Origin of the sequence: Leifsonia sp. ZF2019 (assembly GCF_019924635.1) — a bacterium.
Classification (GTDB): domain Bacteria; phylum Actinomycetota; class Actinomycetes; order Actinomycetales; family Microbacteriaceae; genus Leifsonia.
The window spans coordinates 3,623,262-3,647,142 of record NZ_CP065037.1 but is presented as its reverse complement, the minus strand read 5'-3'; the positions used below and the strand labels follow the sequence as shown (position 1 = coordinate 3,647,142).

Here is a 23,881-nt window from a genome sequence, read left to right as displayed (position 1 = left end):
GTGAGGGCGGCTCTCACCGGGAGACACGAACAGCCAGATTCCTCAGGCCGAGGGAGAGGTGCGATGCGGGCACCAGGAAGCTGGCGCCGAGGCGGACTCCGCGCTGCTTGGCCTCGACGATCGGGCGGTGCGCGCGCTCGAAAGCCGACAGCGCGGACGCGAAGCTGCCCGCGTCGTGCAGGGCGTCCGTGAGAGTGGCCGCGCCGACGAGCGCCATGCTGGACCCCTCGCCGAGGATGGTCACGCTCGAGGCGGCATCGCCGAGCAGTACCACGCGGCCGTGCGACCACGAGGGTGTCCGCACGCGCGCGACCGTGTCGATGTAGAGGTCAGGGGCGGAAGCGAGACGATCGAGGAGCTCGGGCGCACGCCATCCCATCGTCGAGTAGCGTTCGCGGAGGAGGGTCTCGTTGTCGCCGCGGTCCCGTCGTCCGCCGTCAGCGTCACCGGGCGTCCGGAAGATGAACGCCGCGACCCCCGCCCCTCCCGCCGGGTGCACGGAGAGCGAGAGCCCGGGGCGGTTGTGCATCTCGAGCACGGTGGGGTCATCGGCCCACGGGCCCCGGCCGATCGCGACGGTCGCGATGGTCAGCCCGATGGGGTGGGTGAACCCGTGCTCGCCGCCCCAGACGAGTCGACGCACGGCTGAGTGCTGCCCGTCTGCGCCGACCACGAGATCGGCCTCGACGGTGCCGCCGTCGCGGAGCAGGACGACGCTCCGATCGCCGTCCTGCTCGATCCGCTCGGGGGAGGCTCCCATCCGCACGTCCGCGACATCAGCTGCCGCTCGGGCGAGCGCTCGGCCGAGGACCATGCGGGAGAGCTCGATTTCGGGACTGTCCGCGCGCCGGAGTCGGGTCTCGGCGGTGCGGCGGCCGTCGGTGTCCACGATCCGCAGCCGCGTCACACCGGTGTCCGCGGACCGCAGCTCCGCCTCGAGGCCGAGCCTCGCGACGACGCCGATGGCGTCTCCGCGGATGTCGACGGGGCTGCCGCTCGTACGTAGCTCGCCGGCGCGTTCCAGCAGGGTGACGGTGTGTCCGTCGCGAGCGAGCAGGGCGGCGGCCGCACTCCCCGCGATGCCGCCTCCGACGACGACGATCGATTATTTCCGCATGCGATGCAATATAGCAGTCATTGCTGAAATGCAGACAATGCCGTTATTGGTAGGATCGCTGCCATGACCGGACTCCGTCAGAGGAAACGCGACCGCACGCGCGAGGCGCTCGTCGCTTCGGCTGTGCGTCTCTTCGCCGAGCGCGGCTACGACGGCGTGACCGTCGCGGAGATCGCGGAGGAGGCGGAGGTCGGGGCGCGGACCTTCTTCGCCTATTTCGCCTCCAAGGAAGACCTCCTGTTCCCGGATGCGCAGCTCCGGGTGAGTGCCGCCGTCGACGCTCTGCGCGACCATGCGCCTGGCGAAGCGCCGATGAGCGCCCTCGTTCGCGCCCTCGACAGCGCCGGTGTCACGGGAAGCGATATGACGTCGGATGCGGCACGGCTCCGGATGCGGCTGATCGCCGAGTCGCCCGTCGTGCAGGGCCGTGCACTGCGCTACCAGGCGGAGGCACAGGACGCGATCGCCCGTCAGCTGCGGGCCAGCTACCCCGACGACTACGACGAGGTCGCGGCGGCCGCCGTCGTGGGCGCCTTCGTCGGTGCGGTCACGGCGGCCCTCCGCGCGGTGTTCGACGCATCGGCCGGGGAGGCTTCGCCGGGCGTCGAGGAGGATCGTCGGGCTCGCGTGCGCGAAGCCACCGAACGTGCCCTCGCTCCGTGGCTCCATCCGCGTTCGTAGCCTTCACGACCGGTGCGCGGGTGCGCGGTGCGCCGGGGCGCCGTTCCCGACGCTCGGCCCCAATCGCGGGCCCCGGCGCCCCGCTCAGAGGCGCGGGGTGCGCGGCGGCTCCGTGCGGCGCGTGCCGGTGGCCTCGAAGGCGGCGGCGAGCGACAGCAGGGCGGTGTCGTCGTACGCGCGACCCGCGAAGGTGAGCCCGACCGGCATGCCGATGTCGGCCATCGTGCCCATCGGCACGGTCACCGTCGGGATGCCGAGGTGGCGCGGGACGAGGTTGCCGTTCGCGACCCACACCCCGTTGCGCCAGCCGAGGTCGGCGGACGCGGGGTCGACGTCCATATCGGCGGGCGCTACGTCCGCGACGGCGGGGAAGACGACGGCATCGAGGCCGAGCGCGTCCATCCACTGCTCGAGGTCGACGCGGCGGGTCTCCTCCAGGCCGCGGAGCCCCTCCGCCAGGTGCGGGATGCTCTCCAGCGCCGCTCCGGGATGCGACCGCACCCACGCGGGATACTCGGCGATGTCGTCGTCGAAGCCCGTGTACCGGTCGGGAAGTGCGCCCGGAGGCTGCGGGAAGATGGTGGCGCCGTCGACGTCGGCCAGCGTGTGCAGCGCGGGGTCGTCGTTGGCGCGGAGGAAGTCCTCCCAGCCCCACGCAGAGAGGTCGACGATCTCGCTGTGCAGGAACGCGGGGGAGACGAGCCCGCGCGTCGCGATGGTCGGGGCTCCCGCACGGTCGCCCTCGTAGTTCGAGACGACCGGGAAGTCGACCTCGACCACCTCCGCTCCCGCGGCCTCCAGTGCTCGCCGGGCCTCCTCCCAGAGGGCGATCACCGCGGGCCGCGTCTCGATGCGCTGACCGGTCGCGCCGCCGATCCCACCCGTGCCCGTCGGTCCACCGGTGCCGGTCCCGGCCTCCGGATCGGCATTGATGTACATGCGCGGGATGCCGAACCGCTTGCCTGCGAGGTCCGCCCCGGAGGCGTCGCGGCCGAGCGCCGGGTACGACGCGGGCCGCACCGCGGACGACGCGGGGATCTCGATCCACGGCTGTACGCGCCAGAAGTCCCCGCGGGTCTCCGCATCGTCGGCGACGACGACCTCCAGCACCTCCAGGAGGTCCGCCATGCTGCGCGCGTGCGGCACGACGACGTCCATCGTCGGCACGAGCGGCCAGTTGCCGCGCACCGAGATGACGCCGCGCGACGGGGTGTACGCGCAGAGGGCGTTGTTGGAGGCGGGGGCTCGGCCGGACGACCACGTCTCCTCGCCGAGCCCGAAGGCCGCGAAGCTCGCCGCGGTGGCGGCGCCCGATCCGTTCGACGAGCCGGAGCCGAAGGCCGCCGGGAGGAAGTCGGCGTTGTAGGGGCTCTCGGCGCGCCCGTAGACGCCGCGCTGCATGCCGCCGTTCGCCATCGGGGGCATGTTGGTGAGGCCGAGCAGGATGGCACCGCCAGCGCGCAGCCGCTCGATCGTGAAGGCATCGCGCTGCGCGATCAGGTGCTCGAACGCGGGCGAGCCGGCGGCGGCGGTGAGCCCGCGGGCGAGGTAGCTGTCCTTCGCGGTGTACGGGATGCCGTCCAGCGGCCCGAGTGTCTCGCCCCGGGCTCGTCGTTCGTCGGACGCGCGCGCCGCCGCGAGCGCGCCGGGGTCGCGCACCACGACCGCGTTGAGGCGCGGGCCGGCCGTGTCGTAGGCGTCGATGCGGGCGAGGTACGCCTCCACCAGCTCCACCGCTGTCGTCGCTCCGCTCTCGAGCGCCGAACGCAGCTGCGCGATCGTCGCCTCGACGACGTCGACGCTCATCGCGCGGCCGCCGCAGACGCCGACCCGGGGACGAGGGGCTGCTGCTGCGTGATGCAGTGGATGCCGCCGCCGCGCTCGAAGATCGGCCGCGAGTCGACCATGACGACCCGACGGCCCGGGTAGACGGCCTCCAGGATCTCGGTCGCCTCGGCATCGGCGCGCTCCTCGCCGAAGCCGCACGCGACGACGCCGTCGTTCACGACGAGGTGGTTCACGTAGCTCCAGTCGACGAAGCCCTCCGCGTCGCGCAGCGTCGCGGGCGCCGGGAGGTCGACGATCTCCCACGAACGCCCGGCGGCGTCCGTGGTGTCGGCGAGCAGCGCGCGCAGCTCACGCGAGACGGCGTGGTCGGGGTGCTCGGGGTCGCGCTGGTCGTGCAGGAGCAGACGGCCGGGGGAGGGGATGGTCGCCACGATGTCGACGTGGCCGTTGGTGCCGAAGTCGTCGTAGTCACGGGTGAGGCCGCGCGGCAGCCAGACCACATGGGTTGCGCCGATCGTGCGCGCGAGCTCGGCCTCGACGCGGGCCTTGTCGGCGTACTTGTTGCGGCGCGGGTCGAGTTGCACGGTCTCGGTCACCAGCGCGGTGCCGTCGCCGTCGACGTGGATGCCGCCGCCCTCGTTCACCAGCAGCGAGCTGACGAGCTCCGCGCCCGTGCGGTCGGCGACGAAGCGGGCGATCTCCGCCGACTTCTCCCACTCGCTCCAGGCCGGGTCCCCCCACCCGTTGAAGACCCAGTCGACCGCGCCGAGCACACCGGGGCGCTCGTCGTCGAGGACGAAGGTCGGGCCGAAGTCGCGCATCCAGAACTCGTCGAGGGGCGCCTCCACCTGTTCGATGTGGGAGCCGAGCATGCGCGCGGCGCGAGCGCGCTCGCTCGGGTCCACGACCATCGTGACCGGCTCGAACTCCGCGGTCGCGTGGGCGACGGCGGTCCAGGCGGCGTAGGCCTCCTCCGCCGAGGCGGCGTCGTCGCCGAGGGTGATCCCGGCGCGCGGAAAGGCCATCCAGGTGCGCTCGTGCGGTGCGGTCTCGGCGGGCATACGCCAGCTCATGCGAACCTCCGTCGGTCGTGACTTTGTTGATCAAGTGATCAATAGATGTGCTCGAAAGTACCTATACTGAACCCACCATGTCAAGAGCAGCCCGCCGCCCGCCCGCCGAACGCCGCGCCGCGATCGCCGACGCGGCCCGCGAGCTGGCCCTCGACCAGGGCCTCACGGCCGTCACGATGCGCGGCGTCGCCTCCCGCGCCGCCGTCACGCCGGCCCTGGTGGCCCACTACCACCCCGTGATGGACGAGCTGGTCGCGACGACGTTCGCGGCCGCGGTCGCACCGGAGATCGGCGAGGTGCGCGCCCTGCTCGCAGCCGAGAACGGCCCGATCGGACGGATCGCCGCCGTGCTGCGGACCCTGCTCGACGGCACGCGCGACGACGTGACCACGGTCTGGGTCGAGGCCTTCGCCCTCGGCCGTCGCAACGAACGGCTCGCGGCAGCGGTCCGGGAGCAGATGGACGCCTGGCAGGCGCTGCTCCTGGAGGTGGTGGAGGAGGGCGTCGCCACCGGGGAGTTCCGCGTGCCCGACGCCGCTGCGGCCGCCTGGCAGCTGCTCGGCACGATCGACGGCCTCAACGCGCAGGGACTGGTCCGCTGGGGTGGCGCGGGCGAGCGGCACCCCCTCCTGGCCCATGCCGTCGAGGGCATGCTCGGCCTCGACCGCGGCGCGCTCCTCGCTCTCGCCGAGGGGTGAGCCGTTGCGGGTGAGTCGTCGCGGGTGAGTCGCCGCCGAGGCCGCAACGACTGATCTCTCGCGGCGCTCAGCCGAGATGCGCGAGCAGTTCCGCGAGGAACTCGTCGGGCTTCTCGATGTGGGGTGAGTGGCCGCAGTCGTCGAAGACGACCTCGCGGGAGCTGCCCCCGGCCGCCCCGTAGCGGTCGAGCACGGCGCGGGTCTGGGCGAGCACCGGCTGCGGAGGCGCGACCTCCTCTCCCGGCCAGCCCGGGACGATCCCGGCCGCGCCGAGCTGGTTGAGGTCGAAGTAGGAGGCGTCGCCCACGATCGCGTCGAGCTCGCCGTGGATCCACAGCACGGGCGGCTTCTCCGCGAGGTCGACGATGCCGGAGGTGTCGAAGTAGGTCGGCGCCATCGTGTTGAGCACCCCGCGGGTGCCGGGGCCGAATCCCGGCCAGTGCTCGGTCGCGGACGCGTCGCCCGGATAGTTGTCCTCGCCGGTCGCGGTGCTGAGCATCGACTCCACCCAGAGGTCCTCGAAGTCGGACTGGAAGCCCGGAGCGACGTACGACGAACGGTAGACGGCGCGCGGCGAAGTCGGGGACTCCTCGCCCGTGTCGCCCGCCCGCAGCCGTGCTACGAAGTCCGGGTTCGCGCCGCCGCCTCCGGTACCCGACGCGTCGGCGTTGAGAAGCCCGCCGTCAGCACCTGTGCCGCCGAAGCCGTACGGCGACACCGTGGAGACGAGGGTGAGGGTGCGCACCAGGTCCGGGCGGTCGAGGAGGAGCTGCATCGCGACGCCGCCGCCCATGCTCCAGCCGACGAGGTGCACCGGTCCCGTTCCGAGGGCGTCCGCGACCGCGGCGACGTCGTCGGAGAAGTCGCGCACGCCGCGGGTGGCGTCCACCGGCAGGGTCTCGGAGTCGCCGAAGCCGCGCAGGTCGACGGCGAGCGCGCGGACCGTGTGCGGAAGCGCCAGCATCAGCGGCTGCCAGAACAGCGACGACGACACGTTGCCGTGCACGAACAGCACGGTCGCCTGCGCCTCCCCCGACGAGGGACGTTCGAGCACGTTCGCCGAGAGGCGGTCGGTGGGAACGCGTCGGGCGGCGACGCCCGCGAGCAGGGTTCCGGTCATGGGGTCTCCTCGGTTCGGGTGGGGTGGAGCAGCGGGAGGACCTGCCGCACGCCGTCCTCGGTCATCACGATCGTGTAGTGGTTGAGGTCGTCGGTCTCGTGCACGCGCATCGCGGGCAGCCGGCGGGCCCAGTCGGCGACCACCGACGGGTCGTACAGCGGGTCGGCGTCGAGCAGGCCGCGCGGGGCCCGGAGGAAGGCGAGAGGCAGCGTCAACCCGGCCAGCGCCTCCGCGTATCCGGCGCTGCCGTCCAGTTCGAGAGCGTTCACCGAGACGGCGGCCTCGGCCGCGCTGGACCGCAGCGCGGGCGCCTCACCGACCAGGTCGTAGTCGACGTACCGCTCGATGGCGTCGTTCCACCACGGGCCGATCGCCGGGTGAGCGTGCCAGAACGCGCGGTACTCCTCGGGTGACGCGAACCGCATCCCGAGACGCTGCAGGGCGGGCCCGAGCACGACGGAGGGGAGGTCCTCCGGGGCGACACCGGGCGGCGGGGGGATCGGGAGCCCGCCGTCCACGAGCACCAGCCGCTCGACACGGTCGGGATGGCGCTCGGCGACGCGCACCGCGACGAACGCGCCCATCGAGTGACCCACGACCGGCGCGCGGTCGACGCCGAGCGCATCCATCGCCCGGACGACGTCGTCGGCATGGTCCACGAGCCGATACGGGCCCGGCAGCCCGGAGCTGCGGCCGCGGCCACGGAGGTCGGGCGCGATCAGGCGAGTGTCGGGAAGGGCGGCCGCGACGAGCTCCCACGCGCGGTGGCTGGCCGTGATGCCGTGGATGGCGACGAGCGTCGAGCCGGACGAGCCGCCCGCGGCCGGAGCATCGGGGTTCCAGACGCCGCCGGCCAGCTCGCCGCCGGGGACCGGGGCCCGGAACGTGCGGTAGCCGGTCACCGCGCGCTCCACCCGCCGTCCATCGTGTAGCTGGCGCCGGTGACCATGCGGGAGTCATCGCCGGCGAGCCACAGGGCCAGGCTCGCGACCTCCGTCGGCTCGACCAGCTGCTTGATCGCGGACTCGGTCAGCATCACCTTCTCGACCACCTCCGCCTCAGGGATGCCGTGCAGACGCGCCTGGTCGGCGATCTGCTTCTCGACGAGGGGAGTGCGCACGTAGCCGGGGTTGATGCAGTTGGACGTGACGCCGTGCGGGCCGCCCTCGAGCGCGGTCACCTTCGACAGGCCCTCCAGGCCGTGCTTGGCGGCGACGTACGCCGACTTGTACGCGGAGGCGCGCAGACCGTGCACGCTCGAGATGTTGACGACGCGGCCGAACCCGCGCTCGTACATGCCGGGCAGTGCCGCCCGCACCAGCAGGAACGGCGCCTCCAGCATGATCGTCAGCAGCAGCCGGAAGCGCTCCGGCTCGAACTCCTCGATGGGGCGCACGTGCTGGATGCCCGCGTTGTTGACCAGGATGTCGACGTCGAGGCGCAGGTCGTCGAGGGCCTCCGTCTGCGACAGGTCGACCTCCCACGCCTCGCCGCCGACGCCCTCGGCGACCGCACGCGCGGCGTCCCCGTCGAGATCGGCGATGGTGACGTGGGCGCCCGCGCCGGCGAGCGCCTCGGCGCACGCACGGCCGATGCCGCTGGCGCCTCCGGTGACGAGGGCCCTGCGGCCCGAGAGATCGGTCACGACACTCCTCCCGGCGGGCGCGCACGGCCCTGGCCGCACTCTAACGCCGCGGCGGGCGCGAGCGGAAGGGCGGGTGGCCCGCTGCCGCACAGCGGGGTCGCATTCCGTCGCTCCGCCGTGCGCAGAGCGGCGGGATGCGACCCCGCGATTGCGGCGGCGGCGCCGCGAAGGGGCGCCGGCTAGGAGTAGTGCAGGCCGATGCGCTCGCGGATCGCGTCCAGCGAGCCCATGATCTCGACCGACTGCGAGAGCGGGAGGCGCGGGTCCTCCCCGCCGCCCGCCGCGATCAGCCGCTCGATCGCCTGCGCCTGGTACTGCATCCCGCGACCGGTGACCGTCGCCTCGAACCGCTCGACGACCGTGTCCTCCGGGTCGAGCACACGGAAGGCGGTCGGAGCGAAGAAGAACGGGTCGAACTCGATGCGGCCGTCGGTGCCGATCACGGTCGCGGTGTTGCTGCCGCGTGCGTCCAGCTCGGTCGTCAGCACGGCCTGCGCGCCGCTCTCGTAGGCGAAGAGGATGGCGGTCTGCCGGTCGACGCCGGTCGCCGTCGGCGTCGAGATCGCGTGGATGCCGGAGGGCGCTCCGAGCACATCCCACGCGAACGACACGGGGTAGATGCCGAGGTCGAGCAGGGCGCCGCCGCCGAGCGCCCGGTTGAGCATCCGGCCGGCCGGGTCGGGGCTCGCCTTCTGCGAATGGTGGGCGATGACCGAGCGGACCTCGCCGATCGTGCCGTCCGAGATCACCTCGTGCATGCGCAGCATGTGGGGGAGCCAGCGCGTCCACATGGCCTCGAGGGCGACGAGCCCACCGGCCCGGGCGGCCTCCGCGATCTGCTCGGCCTCCGCGCGGTCCATCGTGAACGGCTTCTCGACCAGTACGTGCTTGCCGGCGCGGAGAGCGAGCAGCGCGTTGGGGGCGTGCTGCGGGTGCGGGGTGGCGATGTAGACCACGTCGACCTCGGGATCGGCCACCAGCTCCTCGTAACTGCCGTGCGAGCGCGGGATGCCGTGGGACGCGGCGAACCGCGCCGCGGACTCCGACGTGCGCGAGCCGACCGCCCCGACCGCGTGGCCGTGCAGCGTCAGGTCGGCGGTCATGGCGGCGGCGATCCCACCGGTGCCGAGGATTCCCCAGGTGGTCATTCGTGTCCTCTCGTCGGGCCCGCATCGGCACGGACCCGCGCCGCCATCGTAGCGACGCTCCCGCCGCGCTCGACTGCGCGCGAGTCATCGAGGCGGCCGACTATGGGCCGTCTCGGCGTCGCGCACGGCATGTCGGGCCGTCTCGACGCACCGAGCCACGCGGGGTCTGGCGGAGCGGCGTGCGGATCGATAGCGTCAGCACGGCAGGCGGCGGGAGGAGCGCGATGTTCGAGACGGACACCGAGGGGATCCGGCAGGAGGCGGCGACCGGCGCGCTCCCCGCGCGCGACCGCGTGGAGCAGTTGGTGCGAGCGGCCCACGAGCGCTACCGCGGTGTGGATGCGGGATCGGTCGCCGACTACATCCCCGCCCTCGCGGAGGCCGATCACGGCTGGTTCGGCATCTGCGTGGCCGACACGGCGGGCGGACTCGTCGAGATCGGCGACACCGGCGTCCCGTTCTCCATCCAGTCGATCTCCAAGGCGTTCGTCTACGCGCTCGTGTGCGACGCATTCGGGCACGAGCGGATCGGCGAACTGGTCGGCGTCGACAACACCGGCCTCCCCTTCAACTCGGTGATCGCGCTGGAGCTCAACGGCGGCCACCCGATGAACCCGATGGTCAACGCCGGCGCGATCGCCACCACCGCGCTCGTCGCCGGGGAGACCGCCGACGCGAAGTGGGAGACGATCGCGCGCGGTCTCGCCCGTTTCGCCGGGCGCGACCTGGAGGTGGACGACCGCGTCTTCACCTCCGAGTCCGAGACGAACTCCCGCAACCAGGCGATCGCCCGCCTCTTGCAGAGCTACGGCCGGCTGGACGGGGAGCCCGGCGAGATCGTCGAGGTCTACACACGCCAGTGCTCGCTGCTGGTCACCGCCCGCGACATCGCGATCATGGGCGCGACCCTCGCCGACGGCGGCGTGAACCCGGTCACGGGGGAGCGGGTGGTGTCGGAGGAGGTGAGCCGCGACACGCTCGCCGTGCTCGCCGCCAACGGGCTGTACGAGCGCTCGGGCGAGTGGCTGTTCCAGATCGGACTACCTGCGAAGTCCGGCGTCTCGGGCGGCATCGTCTCGATCGCGCCGGGCAAGGGGGCGATCGGGACGTTCGCGCCTCCCCTGGACGCCGCGGGCAACAGCGTGCGCGGCGAGCGCGCGACCGCCTACCTGTCGCGCACGCTCGGGTTGAACCTGTTCGCGTCGGCCGCGGTCGGGGCGTCTGCCGCGCCTGCTCCCGCATCCACGCCCGCCCCCGACGAAAGGACCGTGTGATGACCGCGACGCCGGACACGCAGACCGCCCCCGAGCCTCCTGGGCCCCGATGGTGGGGCTGTTCCTCGCCCAGGTGCTGATGTCGTTCAACGTGGCGGCGCTGCCCGTCTCGCTGGGCGGCATGGTCCAGGACTTCGGCGTGCCGCCCACCTCGGTGAGCACGGCGATCGTGACCTACGGCCTGACGGTCGCGGCGCTGGTGATGGTCGGCGCGAAGCTCGGCCAGCGGATCGGCTGGGTGCTCATCTTCCGCATCGTGGTCGGGATCTTCGCGGTCTCTGCGCTCACGATGATCCTCGCTCCGACCGTGGGCTGGGTGATCGCGGCACAGGCCCTCGCCGGTGCGTCGGCGGCCATCATCGTGCCGTCGCTCGTCGCCCTGATCGCCGAGAACTACCGCGGCGCGCAGCAGGCCACCGCCGTCGGATCGCTCGGCTCGGCCCGTGCGATCTCGGGCGTGAGCGCCTTCCTGATCGGCGGCGCGCTCGGAACGTTCGTGGGCTGGCGGCCGGTGTTCGGCATCGTGCTCGTCCTCGCGATCCTGGTCCTCATCTTCAGCACGCGGCTGCGCAGCGACGGCGCCAACCCGGCCGTGAAGATCGACGTGGTCGCCGCGGTGCTCATCGGCGCGGCGATCGTGCTGCTCACCCTGGGCTTCAACAACCTGAACGCGTGGGGCGTGCTGCTCGCGCGCGACAGCGCACCGTTCAGCATCCTCGGGCTCTCGCCGGCCCCGGTCTTCATCCTGCTCGGCCTCATCCTCGGCCAGGCGTTCTTCCTCTGGACGCGGAGGCGCACCAAGCAGGGCAAGGTGCCTCTCGTCAGCCTCACCGTGCTCGGGTCCTCGCGTGAGCGGGCGGCGGTCTACGCGATGTTCATCGTCGTCGCGCTGGAGGCGGCGCTCAACTTCTCGGTGCCGCTGTACATCCAGATCGTCCAGGGTCGCACCCCGTTCGACACATCGCTCGCGATGATGCCGTTCAACCTGACGGTGTTCATCGTGGCCACGCTCGTCGTGCGCTTCTACGGGAGGTTCGCTCCGCGCACGATCGGGGTCTTCTCGTTCTCGCTGACCACCGTGGCGCTGGTGTGGCCGGCGTTCGTCGTGACCAACAACTGGGAGACGCTGCCGACCATCCTGGGCCTCATCGTCTTCGGCGTCGGGCAGGGCGCCCTCGTGACCCTGGTGTTCAACGTGCTCGTCACATCTGCCCCGAAGAAGCTCGCCGGAGACGTCGGCTCCGTGCGCGGCACCACGCAGAACCTGGCCTCCGCCGTCGGCACCGCGCTCGCCGGGGCGATGCTCGTCACCCTCCTGGGACTCAACGTCGGTCAGGCGGTCGCCGACCACCGTGAGCTGCCGCCCGAGATCGTCGCCCAGGTCGACCTCGACGACATCAACTTCGTCAGCAACGACGACCTGCGCGCGGCGCTCTCCCGCACCGACGCCACGCCGGCCCAGGTGGAAGCCGCCGTCGCGGTGAACGAGGATGCCCGCCTCAGCGCTCTGAAGCTCGGCCTCCTCATCCTCGCGGGCGTCTCGGCGGTGGCCATCATCCCGGCCTCGCGCCTCCCCCGGTACCGTCCCGGCGAGATCCCTGAGCCCGAGAACGTGTAGCCGCCGAGTCCGCGAATTCTCTGCGTACTCGACGGTTTCGGCTCCACTTTCCGCAGACTCGGCGGGGGCGGGAGGATGGTGGGGTGAGTATTCCTGCCAGCGAGCGCATCGTGTCGGTCAGCGTGAACCGGATCGAGCTGGAGGCCGAGGCGCCGTTCGTCGCGCTGCGGGCCGCGCTCGAGCGGGAGGTTCCGGCGCTCGACGAGAAGCGGGTGGCGTCGCTCCTGCGCGCGGGCGCGTCGTGGGCGGAGCTGACCCGGGAGGTCTCGGGGCCGTCCGGGTTGCTGCGGTTCTGGTCGTACGACCCCACGCCGGTCATGCGCGTGGGCGGCGCCGACCTGCCCGCCGCCGGTTACGCGCTGGGGGACTACGTCACCGCGGCCCGGATGTTCCGCCACGACCCGGGGACCGCGCTCTACGCCCCCGCGCGCCTCGAGCTCCACGCCCGCGGCTCCCGCACGGTCGTCGCCTTCGACCAGCCGAGCTCTGCGCTCCGCACCTTCGGCAACAACAAGATCACGCAGGCCGCCTTCGAGCTCGACCGCCTGCTCGGCGACCTGCTCGAAGACCTCGGCCTCCCGCGCCCGTCGGTGCTGCGGCTCTGAGACGGCGAGGCGGGGTCAGCCCTCGGCGGGCCGCGGGCTCGCGATCAACCGAACGGTCATCGCCACGGCGAAGACCAGCGACAGGAGGACGGAGACGGTCGCGCCGAGCCACGCCGCGCCCGCGATCTGCAGGAACAGCAGTTCGCCGGGGCCGGCCTGCACGCTGAGGAAGTGCTGACCCATCGCCAGTGCTCCGGTGATGCCCAGCCAGAGGGCGCAGGTGACGGCGATCCACACCCGGCGCGGGAGGGACGCGGAGCCGAGCCGGCGGGCGGCGCGCGTCGCGAGGAAGTTCAGCACCGGCGGCGTCACGAGCGCCGCCGCGACGGACACGGCGGCGGCGAGTGCGCTGCCGCTGTTCGTCCCGACGAGTGCGGCGAGGGCGAGGAGGGGCAGCGCGAGGGCGAGGATGCGGACGGCCTGACCGGAGGTGCTGGTGCGCTTCATGGCTCCAGTCCACCGCGCGGGAGGCGCGGGCGCGTCGGCCGAGAGGACCAACCCGTCATCCGTCCGGAGGATGACGTCACGAGCTCCGCGAGGTTCACGTCGTGGCCGTCACGCACGCGGAATGGCCGCACGGACGTGAACCTCGGCGGCCTGGCGCCGTCACTCATCGTCGGCGATGACGACCTTCACTCCGGCGGCGCGCAGCCGGTCGAGCTCGTCGGGGTCGGCGCTGCTGTCCGTGATGAGCATCTCGACCTGCTCGATCTCCGCCATCTGGGCGAGGGCGACGCCGCCGATCTTGGAGCCGTCGGCGACGACGACGGTGCGCTGCGCCTTGGCGACCATCGCGCGGTTCGTGCGCGCCTCGGTCTCGTCGTGGGTGGTGACGCCGCTCGTGGCGCTGATGCCGTCGGCGCCGAGGATGGCGGTGCCCACGTTGACGGCGTTGAAGGTGCTCTCGGCGAGGGCGCCGACGAGCTCCAGCGACTGCGGGCGCAGGAAGCCGCCGGTCATCACGACCCGCACGCCCGCGTAGCCGGAGAGCAGACCGGCGATGCTGAGGGAGTTGGTCACGACGGCGATGTCGCGGTGGTTCGCGAGGGCACGCGCGACGCTCGCGGTGGTGGTGCCGCCGCTCAGCGCGACGACGTGCCGCTCGGCGGGCAGCCTCCTGACCATGGCCTTCGCGATCGCCCGTTTGGCCTCCTGGAACCGTGTGTCGCGCAGCGCGACCGGGATCTCGCGGCCCTGCTCCAGGGCGGAGGCGCCGCCGTGGGTGCGCAGGATCAGGTTCTGGTCGGCGAGGTCGGAGAGGTCGCGGCGGGCGGTGGCGGCGGAGATGTCGAGTGCCTCGGAGAGATCGGCGAGGCTGATGGTGCCGCGCTCGGAGATCAGATCGAGGATGGCGAGCAGGCGCTGGGCGCGGCGACCGGAGGTGACGCGTGCGATGAGCGATTCGGCGGCGGGAGCGACCATGGAGCGGTCCTTTCGGCAGAGCGGTCGAGCGCGGAGACGATCGCGAATCGATCACTCCACATGATCACTTTAGCGGCGAATCGCTCATTCTGTTGCGCGGAGTAGACACGCTACCGCAGGATCGCATCATGCCTCAGATTGTCTTCCTCGGAGCGGGCAGCGTGGTCTTCACCCGCCAGCTCCTCGCCGACCTGTTCCGCTTCGACGACCTGCCCCCGCTGCGGATCGTGCTGCACGACATCGACGCCGAGCGCCTCCACGTGGCGCAGGGCACGGCCGAGCACGTCGCCGAGCGCTTCGGCCGCACCGCCGAGATCGTCGCCACGCTCGACCGGCGCGAGGCGCTCGCCGGCGCGGACTTCGTGATCAACATGATCCAGGTGGGCGGCATCGACGCCACCCGCGTCGACCTCGAGGTCCCGGCCGCGGCCGGCCTCCTGCAGACCATCGGCGACACCACGGGCGTCGGCGGGGTGTTCCGCGCGCTGCGCACCTTCCCCGTGCTCTCGGGCATCGCCGCCGACATGCTCGACCTCTGCCCGGACGCGTGGTTCCTCAACTACACCAACCCGATGGCGATGAACGTGTGGTGGATGTCCGTCGTCGCCCCCTCGATCAAGACGGTCGGCCTGTGCCACAGCGTCTACTGGACGGTCCACGACCTGTGCCAGCTCATCGGCGTCCCGATGGAGGGCACGCACTACCGGGCCGCGGGCGTCAATCACCAGGCCTGGCTCGTGGAGTGGTCGCGCGACGGCGAAGACCTCTACCCGAAGCTGCGGGAGGCCATCGAGCGCGACCCGGAGCTTCGCCGCCGCGTGCGCGTCGAGATCTTCCGCCGCATCGGCTTCTACCCGACCGAGACGAGCGAGCACTCCTCGGAGTACCTCGACTGGTTCCTCCGCTCGCCCGAGCAGATCGAGCGCTTCCGCCTGAACCCGCTCGAGTACATCGGCATCTCGGAGGAGAACGTCGCCGAGTTCGAGCACGCCCGGGCCGCGCTTGCCGCCGGGGAGCCGCTGGCGCTGGAGGAGGGCGCCGCCGAGTACGCGCCCCAGGTCATCCACTCGGTACTCACCGGCACGGAGCGGATCATCCACGCCAACGTGGTCAACCGCGGCCTGATCGACAACCTGCCGGAGGGCGCCGTCGTCGAGGTGCCGAGCCGGGTGGACGCGGACGGCGTGCACCCCCTGCCGTTCGGCGCGATCCCGGTGCAGGGCGCCGCGCTCAACCGCACCTACCTCTCGGTGGCGGAGCTCACGATCGAGGCCGCCCGCAGCGGCGACCCGGAACTCGTCCGCCGTGCCGTGCTCACCGATCCGAACGCGTCGTCGTCGCTCACTCCGGAGCAGATCTGGGCGCTGTGCGACGAGCTGACCTCCCGGCACGCGCCCCTGCTGCCCGCCGCTCTCGGCGGTACCCTGCAGGGCACGCCGTGAGCCTCGCGGCGACCCGCGAGCTGATCGCGGGGGCGGTCGCGGAGGGGGGAGCGCTCTCGGCCTTCAACGTGCTCTCTCTCGACCACGCGGAGGCCGTGGCGGCGGGGGCCGCCGCGGCCGGCTCTCCCGCGCTGCTGCAGCTCAGCGAGAACGCGATCGCGTTCCGCGGGGCGCCGGAGCCGCTGCTGGCGGCGTGCCGGGAGATCGCCGCCGCGTCGGAGGCGCCGCTGGGCATCCACCTCGACCACATCGAGAGCAGAGACCTGGTGGATCGGGTCCTCGCCCGCGCGCAGGAGTTCGGCGTGGGCTCGCTCATGTTCGACGCCTCCCGGCTGCCGTACGACGAGAACGTCGCGGCGACCAGGGATGTCGTCGCGCACGCGCACGAGGTCGGCGTCTGGGTGGAGGCGGAGCTCGGCGAGATCGGCGGCAAGGACGGCGCGCACGCGCCCGGCGTCCGCACCGATCCCGGAGAGGCCGCCGAGTTCGTCGCCGCGACCGGGGTGGACGGCCTGGCCGTCGCGGTCGGCAGTTCGCACGCGATGCGCGACCGCTCGGCCCGGCTCGACCTGGACCTGATCGCCCGGCTCGCCGCCGCCGTCCCGGTGCCGCTGGTGCTGCACGGCTCGTCCGGCGTCGCCGACGGTGTCATCGCCGCTGCCGTGGCCGCGGGCATCCGCAAGGTCAATGTGGGCACCGCGCTCAACATCGCGTACACGAGCGCGCTGCGCGGCGCTCTCGCCGACCAGCCGGACGCCGTCGATCCGCGCCGCTACACGCGCAGCGCGCGCGCTGCCATGGCCGACCTCGTCGCCGCGTTCTGCCGCGTCGTGGAGCCCCGCCGCACCCTCGCCTAGCGCCGCAAGCATTCGTGCCGAATGTGGCGAAAGCGCGTCGCTTTTCCGCGATTCGTGCCGAATGTGAAGCGTCCTCGCGCGCGCACGAATGCGGGGTCAGAGGGCGAGGAGGCGGCGGGCGTTGCCGCGGTACACGGGCTCCAGGAGGACGGGGTCGAGATCGAGGGCCGCGACGTCCCAGCGACCCTGACCCGGGATCTCGCTCTCGGGCGCGTAGCCGAAGCCCTCGTCCGCGGTCTCGAAGAAGCGGTAGTGCAGCCGGTACTGCTCGGCCGTCACCGGGTAGATGTCGGTGCCGAAGAGCACGCGGTCGGGATGCGCGGCCACGAGGCGCGCGAACCGCCGCGGCTGACGGCCCAGCTCGGCCATGCGGCCCGCCGTGTCGATCGCGTAGTTCGGTGCGGCCTCCAGCAGACGCTCGACGCGGTCGAGATCCTCGGCCGCGCACCCGGCGTGCGCCCCGATGAACCTCGTTCCGGGAGCACCGAGCACGAGCGCCGCGTGCGCGTCGAGCAGCCGGTCGAAGCGGGGGTGCCGGTCGCTGTCGCCGAACCACCACTCGGGCATCGCGCCCAGCTCGTCGATCCGCTCGTTGTGGCGGTCGAGCGGCTCGAAGAAGGCGATGGGATCGGCGGTGTGGATGAGCACCGGGAGGCCGAGCGAGCCGGCGTGCGCGAGCACGTCGATCACCCGCCGGTCGTCCGGGAGGATCAGGCTGCCGTCCGCGTCGCGCACCGTCAGCCCGAGGCTCTTCCAGACCTTCACACCGCGGGCTCCGCGGGCGGCGCTGTCGTCGAGCGACGCGATCAGCCGGGCGACGCCGTCCGGCGCGGCCAGGAGGTCCCACTCCAGCTGGCAGAACGTGGCGAACCGGCCGGGATGTGCGCGGTCGTAGCGCTCGACGTTCGCGGTGACCTCCTCGCCCCACAGGCCGTCGAGGTTGACGATCGTCTCCACCCCGCATTCGTCCATGAGGGCGACGAGCGCGGGCACGTCGTCGATCATCCAGTCCCCGTCGGTCAGCCAGCGGCCGAGGTGGTTGTGCACGTCGATCACGGGGTGGGCCGGCCGGTCGACGACGGTGGTGCGGGCGCGCAGCTGGCTGCGCGGCGCCCAGTCGGCGAGGCGCAGATCGGCGAGGGAGGGGTGCTCCTGCTTCGGCATTCGAAACCTCTCTGTAACAAACAATCAGGCAGACTGAGCGATCTGCACAGTTTCGTTGTCAAACGCTCAATGTCCGCCAATGATAATCACAACGCGCACCGGAGTGCGCACGCACCGGAACGACCAACAGGAGCACCTCGTGACACTGACCTCCCGCGAAATCGCCAGCCAGCCGGACATCTGGCGCGAGGCGCTCGCGACCCGAGCCGACCGCGCGACCGAGCTGCTCGCCCGCCCGGGCGAGAGCGTCCTCGTGCTCGGCTGCGGCACCTCAGCCTTCGTCGCCGAGTCGTTCGCCTACCTGCGCGAGGGCGCCGGGCTGGGCGTGACCGACGCGGCCTACGCCTCCGAGCCGTGGACGTGGCGCGACTACGACGCCGTGCTGCTGCTGAGCCGCTCGGGCACCACGACCGAGGTGCTCGACGCGATCGAGACCATCCCGGCCGGCGTCCGTACCATCGCCGTCACCGGTGTGGCGGACTCGCCGGTCGCCGAGCGCGCCGACGACGTGCTGCTGCTGGACTTCGCCGACGAGGAGTCGGTCGTGCAGACGCGCTTCCCCACCACCTTCCTCCTGCTCGCGCGCCACGCCCTCGGCCAGGACGTCTCCGCCCTCCCCGCCGAGGCCGAGGCTGTGCTCGGTCGGCCGCTCGACGTCGACCTCGACGGCGTCAGCCACTTCGTCTACCTCGGCAGCGGCTGGACCTACGGCCTGGCCCAGGAGGCGGCGCTCAAGATCCGGGAGGCCGCGCAGGCGTGGGCGGAGTCGTACCCGTCGCTCGACTACCGCCACGGCCCGCTGGCCGTCGCGGACTCCCGCTCGCTCGTGTGGATCATCGGCAAGGCCGAGCCCAGCCTCGTCGCCGACATCGAGCGCACCGGCGCGACCGTGCGCGTGGGCGACGCCGACCCGCTCGTCGAGCTCGCCCAGGCGCAGCGCCTCGCGGTCGCCGTCGCCGAGCGCGCCGGACTCAACCCCGACACCCCGCGCCACCTGACCCGCTCCATCGTGCTCGGCTGACCCCCCAGCCGCGCTCGTCGCGCCCGGCTGACCCGCAGCCGGGCGCGACAGAATCCGACACCAGCAGAATCCACAAGGGAGATCCGAAGATGCTGACTCCATTCCGCAGGCGGGCGCTGCGCGCCACCGCCGTGCTGGCCGCCACCGTCGGAGTCGTCGCCCTGGCCGGGTGCAGCGGCTCGCAGGGCGCGACGACGCTCGACACGAAGGCCAAGGTCGAGATCGAGGTCTGGTCCGGCCAGGCCGACGCTGCGCAGAAGGTCATGGAGGGACTCGCGAAGGAATTCGAGAAGGCCCACCCGAACGTCACCATCGACCTCTCGCCGGGCGCCTCCTCGACCGACCAGCTGCTGCAGAAGCTCTCCGCCGGCTTCGCGGGCGACCAGTACCCGGACATGTCGTACGCGTTCGGCTCGTGGGCCGGCCAGCTGGAGGCCTCCGGGCGCACGCTGGACATCTCGGACGAGGTGAAGAAGCCGGAGGTCAAGTGGGACGAGTTCACCGCGGCCGCCCGCGGCACCGCCCAGCCCACCGGTAAGAAGGTCATCGGCTTCCCCGCCGTGGTGGACAACATCGGCCTCCTCTACAACAAGACGCTCTTCGACAAGGCCGGTGTCGCGTACCCGACGGCCGACTGGACGTGGGACGACTTCCGGGCGGCGGCGAAGAAGCTGACCGACCCCGCCAACCACATCTACGGCTACGGCTACTCGGTGTCCGGCAGCGAGGAGACGACCTGGCAGTTCTGGCCGCACCTGTGGCAGAACGGCGGCGCCATCCTCAACGACGACGCGACGAAGGCCGAGTTCGCCTCGCAGGCCGGCGACGACGCCCTGACCTTCCTGCGCGACATGGCCGTGGACGACAAGAGCGTCTATCTCGACCAGACCGACGTGAAGTTCGGCCAGCTGTTCGTCAGCGACCGCATCGGGATGATCACCTCGGGCCCCTGGCAGCTCTCCGACCTCAAGACCGGGGGCACGAAGTACGGCGTCGTGCAGCTGCCCGGCACGGACGGCGACCACCAGACGGTCTCCGGGCCGGACATCTGGGCACTCTTCGACCACAAGGACATGAACCGGGCCTACTGGGCGACGCAGTTCGCCGAGTGGCTGACATCGCCTGAGCAGGACGAGCGCTTCAACGTCGCGATCGGCAACCTCCCGCTGCGCTCGTCGGAGGCCGACTCCGCCGCCGTCGCCAAGGAGGCCGCGGAGTACCCCGGCTACGAGGTCTTCGTCGCCAACTCCGCCAATGTGAAGCAGACACGCCCGACGACCAAGGGGTACGCTGCCCTCTCCGTGGCGATCGGCAAATCGATCTCGGCGGTGCTGCAGGGCGACGGCGAGCCGAAGGCGGCGCTCGAGGACGCGGCGAAGACCGCCGACGCGGCCCTCGCCAAGGACAAGTAAGAGGGGCGAGGCCACGCGCATGGCAGACACCACCGCCCCCGCGCTCCGGCGGCCCGGCGCGTCCTCGGACGCGACCGGGTCGCGCCGGGGCCGTCGGCGCCGCGGGCTCACCTCGGCGCTGACCGGCTGGGGCTTCGTCGCCCCGGCGACCATCATCATCCTGGGCCTGTCGATCTTCCCGGCGCTGTGGGCGTTCGTGCTGTCATTCCAGAGCTGGGACGGCTTCAGCGACGCGACCTGGGTCGGCGGGGACAACTACGCGCAGCTGCTGAGCGACGCCGACTTCGGCAACGCCGTGCTCAACACGGTCGGCTTCACGCTGCTGTTCGTCCCCGCCTCCGTGCTGCTGGGGCTGTTCCTGGCTGTCGCCCTCAACCGGCGGATCCGCTGGATGGGCTTCTACCGCACCGCGATCTTCGTCCCGTTCGTCGCGTCGGCGGCCTCCACCGGCATCCTGTCGACCTACCTCTTCAGCCCGCAGTTCGGTCTCGTCAACAACGTGCTGCGGGTGCTCCACCTGCCGCAGCAGGGCTGGCTCGACGACCCGAAGCAGGCGATGCTCGTCATCGCGATCATGTCGCTGTGGGGTTCGGCCGCCTTCACGACGGTGATCTACCTGGCGGCGCTGCAGGATGTGCCCGCCGACCTCATCGAGGCCGCGCGCATCGACGGCGCGAACCGCTGGCAGACCTTCTGGCGGATCGTGTGGCCGCAGCTCGCGCCCGTCACGGCGTTCGTCGCGATCTGGCAGACCATCCAGGCGATCCAGCTCTTCGACCTCGTGTACACCACCACGCGCGGTGGCCCGCTCGACGCGACGAAGACCATCGTCTACTTCCTGTACGACAAGGCGTTCCACGCGCTGGAGTTCGGCTACGGCTCGGCCGCCGCCTACGTGCTCTTCGCCGCGACGCTGCTCATCACGATCGGCGTCGTGGTCATCCAGCGGCGCCGGGGCTCGGAGGCGTTCTGATGGCCACGGTTCTCGACGAGGTCTCCTCGGCCTCCCGCACGGTGGCGGAGGAGGCGCGCGCCCGATCGCCGCGCCGCCGCCGGCTGAGCGGCTGGCACTTCGTGCTCTTCCCGATCGCGATCCTGTTCCTGGTGCCGTTTCTGCAGATGGCGCTCGCGTCGTTCTCGCCGGCGAAGGAGCTGGTCGCGTTCCCGCCGCCGTTCATCCCGTCGCACTTCACGATCGACGGGTACGTGAAGCTGTTCCAGCAGACCGACATCCTGCTCTGGCTCGGCAACACGGTCATCGTCTCGGCGACGGCGATCGTGTCGAACATCGTGCTGTGCTCGCTGGCGGGCTACGGCTTCGCCCGGCTGAAGTTCGCGGGCCGCGACTTCGGGTTCCTGATGATCCTGGCGACCATCATGATCCCGACGCAGCTGCTGATGATCCCGACCTACATCCTGTTCGCGAAGCTGGGGCTGCTGAACGGTCTCGGCGCGGCGATCGTGCCCTGGCTGGCGACCGCGTTCGGCATCTTCCTGATGCGGCAGTTCTTCCTCTCGCTCCCGGCCGAGCTGGAGGAGGCCGGAGCGATCGACGGCTGCAACCGCTGGCAGGTGTTCTTCCGGATCGTGCTGCCGCTCGCCCGCCCGGCGCTCGCCACGCTCGCGATCTTCACCCTGCTCGGGGCGTGGAACGACCTCGTCTGGCCGCTCATCGCGATCAACAACCAGTCGGCGTTCACCCTGCAGCTCGGCATCGCGAACTTCCAGGGCGCGCACCAGACCGATTGGAGCCTCATCATGGCCGGCAACGTGATCGCCACGCTTCCGCTCATCCTGTTCTTCCTGTTCGCGCAGCGGCAGTTCATCGCGACCATGACGTTCTCGGGACTGAAGGGATGAGCGGCGTGGCTGCAGCCGGCGGCGGATCCGTCGTGGACGTGCTGGTCGTGGGCGACGCCAACCCCGACCTCCTGCTCACCGGAGACACGGTGCCGCGGTTCGGCCAGGCGGAGCAGCTGCTCGACTCGGCGGAGCTGCTGCTCGGCGGCAGCGCGGCGATCGTGGCCTGCGGGCTGGCGCGGCTGGGAGTTCGCACCGGGCTCGCTGCGGTCGTGGGCGACGACCAGTTCGGGACCGTCGTGCTCGACCGGCTCCGTGCCGGGGGCGTGGACGTCTCTGCAGTGACCGTCGACCCCGACCGGCCCACCGGCCTCTCGGTCGTGCTCTCCGAGCCCGGCGACCGCGCCATCCTCACCCTGCCCGGCACCATCCCGGTGCTCACCGTGGAGGCGGCCCGTGCGGCCATCGAGCGGCTGCGGCCCCGGCATGTGCACTTCGCCTCCTACTTCCTGCTTCCGGGCCTCGCGGCCGAGCTGCCCGCGCTGCTCGACGAAGTGCGTGCAGCAGGTGCGACCGTCAGCATCGACACGAACTGGGACCCGGCCGAACAGTGGGCGGGCCTGGAGGAGGTGCTCGCGCGCGTCGACCTCTTCCTGCCGAACCGCGAGGAGGCCCTCGCCATCGCCGCGGCGGTCGCCGGTCGCGCCTTCGCCGAGCTCGACGAGGCGGCCGCGGCGCTCTCCGCTCTCGGCTGCCGCGTCGTCGTGAAGGCGGGAGCCGACGGAGGCGTGGCGTTCGAGGGCGGCGCCCGTGTCGCCGCCGCGCCGGGGCTCGTGCTGGACGTCGTCGACACGACCGGCGCAGGCGACAGCTTCGACGCCGGGTATGTGGCCTCCCTCCTCGCCGACGTGGCGGAGGAGTCCGACCGCCTTCGCTGGGCCGCCGTCGCCGGTTCGCTCTCCGTTCGCGGAACCGGCGGCACCGGAGCGCAGGCCACGCGCGACGAGCTGGCCGCGCACACGGAGGTGCCGGTGTGACCGTCCACACGCTCGGGCTGACGCCGGCCCTCGACGTCGTCTACGTGCTCGACGAGGTGCGCGCCGGCGCGATCCACCGCCCTCCCGTGGTGCTGCGGTCGGCGGGCGGGAAGTCGCTCAACGTCGCGCGGGCGCTCGCGCTGCTGGGGGTCCCTGCCCGTGCCGTGGCACCGCTCGGCGGGCGCATCGGCGATCTCGTCGCCGAACTGCTGGCGCGGAGCGACGGCACGGGGGCGGGCACGGTGGAGCTCGACCGCATCCCCACCGCCGTCGAGACCCGGCTGTGCATCACGGCCTGCGACACCGGCGCGCGGAGCCTGACCGAGTTCTACGAGCCGGTCACCGAGTTCGATGTGGCGCCGGGGGAGATCGCGTCACGGCTCGCCGTCGCGCACCCGGGCGAGTGGCTGACGGTCTCGGGAGCGGCGCCCGCGGGCATCGACGCCGCCGCCTTCGCGGAGCTCCTCGCGGCCGAGTCGGCCCGCGGGGTGCTGCTGGCCGTCGACGTGCACGGGCCGACCCTCGGCGCGATCGTCGAGCGCGCCCGTCCTCGGCTCGTGAAGGTCAACCGAGCCGAAGCGGCGGACCTCACCGGGGCCGCCACCGGCGAGGAATCGGCCCGCCAGCTGGTCGCACGCGGCGCGGCGATCGCCGTCGTCACCGATGGTGAGGCCGGGTCGGTCGCGGCGACGGCCGACGGCGATCTGGTCGTCGCGCCTCCCGTCGATCGGCCGGGGCTCTTCCCGGTCGGCAGCGGCGACTGCTACCTCGCCGGCCTGGTCGCAGCGCTGGACGCGGGAGCGGACCTGCAGCGCGCTCTGGAGGTCGCGGCCGCGGCCGGGGCGGCCAACGCGCAGGTCCCGGGCGCCGCGCGCTTCGACCCCGCCGAGGTGAACCTGAGCGAGGTTCACGAAGTGGCGCCCATTCCGGCCGAATGAGCGCCACGACGTGAACCTCGG

Annotated in this window: 23 protein-coding genes; 13 read left to right on the top strand and 10 right to left on the bottom strand. The window is 72.1% G+C overall.

The features are described from left to right. Positions 1–13: 13 nt before the first annotated feature. Complete coding sequence (locus tag IT072_RS17890) at positions 14–1,102, bottom strand: FAD-dependent oxidoreductase (protein ID WP_223361014.1); 1,089 nt, start codon at positions 1,100–1,102, stop codon at positions 14–16. A 78-nt stretch (positions 1,103–1,180) separates the two neighbouring features. On the opposite strand from IT072_RS17890, the gene IT072_RS17885 reads away from it, so the two are divergent. Beyond that, on the top strand, positions 1,181–1,798 hold the full coding sequence (locus IT072_RS17885; RefSeq protein ID WP_223358186.1) for a TetR/AcrR family transcriptional regulator: 618 nt from the start codon (positions 1,181–1,183) through the stop codon (positions 1,796–1,798). An 84-nt stretch (positions 1,799–1,882) separates the two neighbouring features. On the opposite strand, the gene IT072_RS17880 is transcribed toward IT072_RS17885, so the two are convergent. Continuing rightward, positions 1,883–3,604 carry an amidase gene (locus IT072_RS17880; RefSeq protein WP_223358185.1) on the bottom strand — a complete coding sequence of 574 codons (1,722 nt, stop codon included), beginning with the start codon at positions 3,602–3,604 and terminating at the stop codon, positions 1,883–1,885. After that, complete coding sequence (locus tag IT072_RS17875; protein WP_223358184.1) at positions 3,601–4,659, bottom strand: agmatine deiminase family protein; 1,059 nt, start codon at positions 4,657–4,659, stop codon at positions 3,601–3,603. The genes IT072_RS17880 and IT072_RS17875 overlap by 4 nt, the downstream gene beginning before the upstream one ends. A gap of 77 nt (positions 4,660–4,736) precedes the next feature. Between IT072_RS17875 and IT072_RS17870 the strand changes: the two genes are divergently transcribed. Next, positions 4,737–5,357: a TetR family transcriptional regulator C-terminal domain-containing protein gene (locus tag IT072_RS17870; protein ID WP_223358183.1), complete on the top strand. Its 621-nt coding sequence runs from the start codon at positions 4,737–4,739 to the stop codon at positions 5,355–5,357. Positions 5,358–5,424: 67 nt separating this feature from the next. Here IT072_RS17870 and IT072_RS17865 read toward each other — a convergent pair whose 3' ends face one another. From IT072_RS17865 to IT072_RS17850, 4 genes are all read right to left on the bottom strand, one after another. Continuing rightward, positions 5,425–6,477: an alpha/beta fold hydrolase gene (locus IT072_RS17865; protein WP_223358182.1), complete on the bottom strand. Its 1,053-nt coding sequence runs from the start codon at positions 6,475–6,477 to the stop codon at positions 5,425–5,427. After that, the gene (locus IT072_RS17860; protein WP_223358181.1) at positions 6,474–7,379 is read right to left on the bottom strand and encodes an alpha/beta fold hydrolase; all 906 of its coding nucleotides are present in this window, start codon (positions 7,377–7,379) and stop codon (positions 6,474–6,476) included. The genes IT072_RS17865 and IT072_RS17860 overlap by 4 nt, the downstream gene beginning before the upstream one ends. Further along, positions 7,376–8,122 carry a 3-hydroxybutyrate dehydrogenase gene (locus IT072_RS17855; protein WP_223358180.1) on the bottom strand — a complete coding sequence of 249 codons (747 nt, stop codon included), beginning with the start codon at positions 8,120–8,122 and terminating at the stop codon, positions 7,376–7,378. Before IT072_RS17855 ends, IT072_RS17860 begins: the two co-directional genes overlap by 4 nt. Before the next feature lie 179 nt (positions 8,123–8,301). Continuing rightward, entirely contained in the window at positions 8,302–9,270 is a 969-nt protein-coding gene (locus tag IT072_RS17850; protein ID WP_223358179.1) for a Gfo/Idh/MocA family protein, read from the bottom strand. A 224-nt stretch (positions 9,271–9,494) separates the two neighbouring features. Here IT072_RS17850 and glsA point away from each other — a divergent pair, with 224 nt between their 5' ends. From glsA to IT072_RS17835, 3 genes are all read left to right on the top strand, one after another. After that, complete coding sequence (gene glsA, locus IT072_RS17845) at positions 9,495–10,544, top strand: glutaminase A (protein WP_223358178.1); 1,050 nt, start codon at positions 9,495–9,497, stop codon at positions 10,542–10,544. A 49-nt stretch (positions 10,545–10,593) separates the two neighbouring features. Continuing rightward, the gene (locus IT072_RS17840; RefSeq protein WP_223358177.1) at positions 10,594–12,162 is read left to right on the top strand and encodes an MFS transporter; all 1,569 of its coding nucleotides are present in this window, start codon (positions 10,594–10,596) and stop codon (positions 12,160–12,162) included. A gap of 83 nt (positions 12,163–12,245) precedes the next feature. Continuing rightward, positions 12,246–12,767: a hypothetical protein gene (locus tag IT072_RS17835; protein WP_223358176.1), complete on the top strand. Its 522-nt coding sequence runs from the start codon at positions 12,246–12,248 to the stop codon at positions 12,765–12,767. A gap of 15 nt (positions 12,768–12,782) precedes the next feature. On the opposite strand, the gene IT072_RS17830 is transcribed toward IT072_RS17835, so the two are convergent. Continuing rightward, complete coding sequence (locus IT072_RS17830; RefSeq protein WP_223358175.1) at positions 12,783–13,214, bottom strand: hypothetical protein; 432 nt, start codon at positions 13,212–13,214, stop codon at positions 12,783–12,785. 159 nt (positions 13,215–13,373) lie between these two features. Continuing rightward, entirely contained in the window at positions 13,374–14,189 is an 816-nt protein-coding gene (locus IT072_RS17825) for a DeoR/GlpR family DNA-binding transcription regulator (protein ID WP_223358174.1), read from the bottom strand. Between the two features lie 128 nt (positions 14,190–14,317). Between IT072_RS17825 and melA the strand changes: the two genes are divergently transcribed. Both melA and IT072_RS17815 read left to right on the top strand, forming a co-directional pair. Further along, a complete protein-coding gene (gene melA / locus IT072_RS17820; RefSeq protein WP_223358173.1) occupies positions 14,318–15,631 on the top strand; it encodes an alpha-galactosidase in 1,314 nt (437 codons plus the stop codon). Continuing rightward, positions 15,628–16,488, top strand: a complete 861-nt coding sequence (locus IT072_RS17815) for a class II fructose-bisphosphate aldolase (protein WP_223358172.1) — start codon at positions 15,628–15,630, stop codon at positions 16,486–16,488. Before melA ends, IT072_RS17815 begins: the two co-directional genes overlap by 4 nt. 96 nt (positions 16,489–16,584) lie before the next feature. Here IT072_RS17815 and IT072_RS17810 read toward each other — a convergent pair whose 3' ends face one another. Continuing rightward, entirely contained in the window at positions 16,585–17,652 is a 1,068-nt protein-coding gene (locus tag IT072_RS17810) for an amidohydrolase family protein (RefSeq protein ID WP_223358171.1), read from the bottom strand. Between the two features lie 139 nt (positions 17,653–17,791). Here IT072_RS17810 and IT072_RS17805 point away from each other — a divergent pair, with 139 nt between their 5' ends. From IT072_RS17805 to IT072_RS17780, 6 genes are all read left to right on the top strand, one after another. Continuing rightward, entirely contained in the window at positions 17,792–18,673 is an 882-nt protein-coding gene (locus tag IT072_RS17805; RefSeq protein WP_223358170.1) for an SIS domain-containing protein, read from the top strand. Positions 18,674–18,762: 89 nt separating this feature from the next. Next, the gene (locus tag IT072_RS17800) at positions 18,763–20,085 is read left to right on the top strand and encodes an ABC transporter substrate-binding protein (protein WP_223358169.1); all 1,323 of its coding nucleotides are present in this window, start codon (positions 18,763–18,765) and stop codon (positions 20,083–20,085) included. A 19-nt stretch (positions 20,086–20,104) separates the two neighbouring features. Then, complete coding sequence (locus IT072_RS17795) at positions 20,105–21,058, top strand: carbohydrate ABC transporter permease (RefSeq protein WP_223358168.1); 954 nt, start codon at positions 20,105–20,107, stop codon at positions 21,056–21,058. Further along, positions 21,058–21,945, top strand: a complete 888-nt coding sequence (locus IT072_RS17790; protein WP_223358167.1) for a carbohydrate ABC transporter permease — start codon at positions 21,058–21,060, stop codon at positions 21,943–21,945. The genes IT072_RS17795 and IT072_RS17790 overlap by 1 nt, the downstream gene beginning before the upstream one ends. 5 nt (positions 21,946–21,950) lie before the next feature. Continuing rightward, positions 21,951–22,922 (top strand): carbohydrate kinase family protein, encoded by a 972-nt coding sequence (locus IT072_RS17785; protein ID WP_223358166.1) that lies wholly within the window; start codon positions 21,951–21,953, stop codon positions 22,920–22,922. Beyond that, complete coding sequence (locus IT072_RS17780; protein WP_223358165.1) at positions 22,919–23,860, top strand: 1-phosphofructokinase family hexose kinase; 942 nt, start codon at positions 22,919–22,921, stop codon at positions 23,858–23,860. Before IT072_RS17785 ends, IT072_RS17780 begins: the two co-directional genes overlap by 4 nt. The last annotated feature ends 21 nt before the right edge of the window (positions 23,861–23,881 follow it).

What these genes read in the sequence shown, in the direction of transcription:
- IT072_RS17810 (WP_223358171.1), bottom strand. Translation starts at nt 17,652, where the DNA reads ATGCCGAAGCAGGAGCACCCCTCCCTCGCCGATCTGCGCCTCGCCGAC.
- IT072_RS17880 (WP_223358185.1), bottom strand. Translation starts at nt 3,604, where the DNA reads ATGAGCGTCGACGTCGTCGAGGCGACGATCGCGCAGCTGCGTTCGGCG.
- IT072_RS17875 (WP_223358184.1), bottom strand. Translation starts at nt 4,659, where the DNA reads ATGAGCTGGCGTATGCCCGCCGAGACCGCACCGCACGAGCGCACCTGG.
- melA (WP_223358173.1), top strand. Translation starts at nt 14,318, where the DNA reads ATGCCTCAGATTGTCTTCCTCGGAGCGGGCAGCGTGGTCTTCACCCGC.
- IT072_RS17830 (WP_223358175.1), bottom strand. Translation starts at nt 13,214, where the DNA reads ATGAAGCGCACCAGCACCTCCGGTCAGGCCGTCCGCATCCTCGCCCTC.
- IT072_RS17840 (WP_223358177.1), top strand. Translation starts at nt 10,594, where the DNA reads ATGGTGGGGCTGTTCCTCGCCCAGGTGCTGATGTCGTTCAACGTGGCG.
- IT072_RS17795 (WP_223358168.1), top strand. Translation starts at nt 20,105, where the DNA reads ATGGCAGACACCACCGCCCCCGCGCTCCGGCGGCCCGGCGCGTCCTCG.
- IT072_RS17865 (WP_223358182.1), bottom strand. Translation starts at nt 6,477, where the DNA reads ATGACCGGAACCCTGCTCGCGGGCGTCGCCGCCCGACGCGTTCCCACC.
- IT072_RS17825 (WP_223358174.1), bottom strand. Translation starts at nt 14,189, where the DNA reads ATGGTCGCTCCCGCCGCCGAATCGCTCATCGCACGCGTCACCTCCGGT.
- IT072_RS17850 (WP_223358179.1), bottom strand. Translation starts at nt 9,270, where the DNA reads ATGACCACCTGGGGAATCCTCGGCACCGGTGGGATCGCCGCCGCCATG.
- IT072_RS17885 (WP_223358186.1), top strand. Translation starts at nt 1,181, where the DNA reads ATGACCGGACTCCGTCAGAGGAAACGCGACCGCACGCGCGAGGCGCTC.
- IT072_RS17790 (WP_223358167.1), top strand. Translation starts at nt 21,058, where the DNA reads ATGGCCACGGTTCTCGACGAGGTCTCCTCGGCCTCCCGCACGGTGGCG.
- IT072_RS17870 (WP_223358183.1), top strand. Translation starts at nt 4,737, where the DNA reads ATGTCAAGAGCAGCCCGCCGCCCGCCCGCCGAACGCCGCGCCGCGATC.
- IT072_RS17800 (WP_223358169.1), top strand. Translation starts at nt 18,763, where the DNA reads ATGCTGACTCCATTCCGCAGGCGGGCGCTGCGCGCCACCGCCGTGCTG.
- glsA (WP_223358178.1), top strand. Translation starts at nt 9,495, where the DNA reads ATGTTCGAGACGGACACCGAGGGGATCCGGCAGGAGGCGGCGACCGGC.